Source organism: Vaccinium witches'-broom phytoplasma str. VAC, assembly GCF_000309405.1.
Classification (GTDB): Bacteria; Bacillota_I; Bacilli_A; order Acholeplasmatales; family Acholeplasmataceae; genus Phytoplasma.
Genome location: NZ_AKIN01000170.1, coordinates 1 through 1,200 on the forward strand (window position 1 = coordinate 1; position 1,200 = coordinate 1,200).

Genomic DNA, 1,200 nt, shown 5'->3' on the forward strand with positions numbered 1-1,200 from the left:
TTCCGATCTTTGCGATATATTTTTTTAATAATATTATATTTTCATTCCCTTTCAATTATCCATTATTTTCTCCCCTTAAAATTATATCTTTTTTTAATCAAAAGCAAACTACAGCCGCAAAAGAGGAAAAATAATACACCTGATTTTTCAAAAATAAAAATATGATAAAGATAAAGTTTCTTTAAAGAAATAACTTTACTAATGAAATAAATTATAAAAAATCAATAAAATGTTTTTTTATTTATTGAAAAGATGAATTAGGGGGATATTTTTTTATTTATCAAAAAAAATAATTATTCAAATTAATTTAATAAAAAAGGACGATTACGAAAATAGTAAAAAAATATTTATATCACTTTTTCATTGCAATGGGTTTTTTGTTCACTTTATTCTTTATCATCAAAATATCCCCTCACAACGAACATCATTACAACAACGCTTCTCATCGCCAATATACTAATTTACAAGATAATTCTTTTTCGAATATCAAAAAATATTACGATGAAAAAGTAAGCAATTTAAAGCAAGAAAAAATCAAAAACTTCACAAATATAAAATTATTGCCTCTTTTAGGACTTGAAGAATTTATGAAAAACTATAACACACAAGAAACTTATCCCATTATTTTCATTCCTGATGCAAAAGAAATGATTGAATTTATTGATAAAACTTTGCAAGGATGCTTGAAAACTGCTTGCTTGACTTTAATCCAAGGAACAATCGATTGGGGATCAGCAAACAATTGGAAAAAAATATTTTTTTAAAAATTGAAAAACATATGGTTAAAAATGCTAAAAATAATTGTCATGATGAAGAATATAGTGCGACAACTAAATTCGAGGATCAAATTATCTGCCAAATGAAAAACATAAATAATTCGCATTTTTATATTGAGAAATGTGATGACACTCCAAGCGATGGTTATTGTTTTTTTCACGCTTTAAACAATATTTTAAAACAAAAAATAAATCAAAACGAGTTTAATAAACTTCAAGAAAAGATAAAAAGCCTTTAAAAGCCGTTAGAACGCGTTTAATAAACAAAAATAATAAACAAAAAAACCATCCTCATTCTCATTAATAAATACTTTGCGGATGGTTTTTTTAAAAAAATAAAAAACTTTATTTTGAAATCATTCATGAATATAAAGAAAAAATTCCTTTAAACCAACTTTTAAGATGGTTAGGCTTAGCTAAAACA

At 24.1% G+C, this 1,200-nt stretch carries 2 protein-coding genes; both read left to right on the forward strand.

All coding sequences use genetic code 11. The annotated features are described in order from the left end of the window. The first annotated feature begins 368 nt into the window (after window positions 1-368). Window positions 369-764 (forward strand): hypothetical protein, encoded by a 396-nt coding sequence (locus RI68_RS04380; protein WP_017193711.1) that lies wholly within the window; start codon window positions 369-371, stop codon window positions 762-764. After that, the gene (locus RI68_RS04385) at window positions 743-1,015 is read left to right on the forward strand and encodes a hypothetical protein (protein ID WP_017193712.1); all 273 of its coding nucleotides are present in this window, start codon (window positions 743-745) and stop codon (window positions 1,013-1,015) included. The genes RI68_RS04380 and RI68_RS04385 overlap by 22 nt, the downstream gene beginning before the upstream one ends. Window positions 1,016-1,200 lie beyond the last annotated feature (185 nt).

Bases quoted from the DNA above. Each gene is read 5' to 3' on its own strand.
- RI68_RS04380 (WP_017193711.1), top strand. From the start codon at position 369: ATGGGTTTTTTGTTCACTTTATTCTTTATCATCAAAATATCCCCTCAC.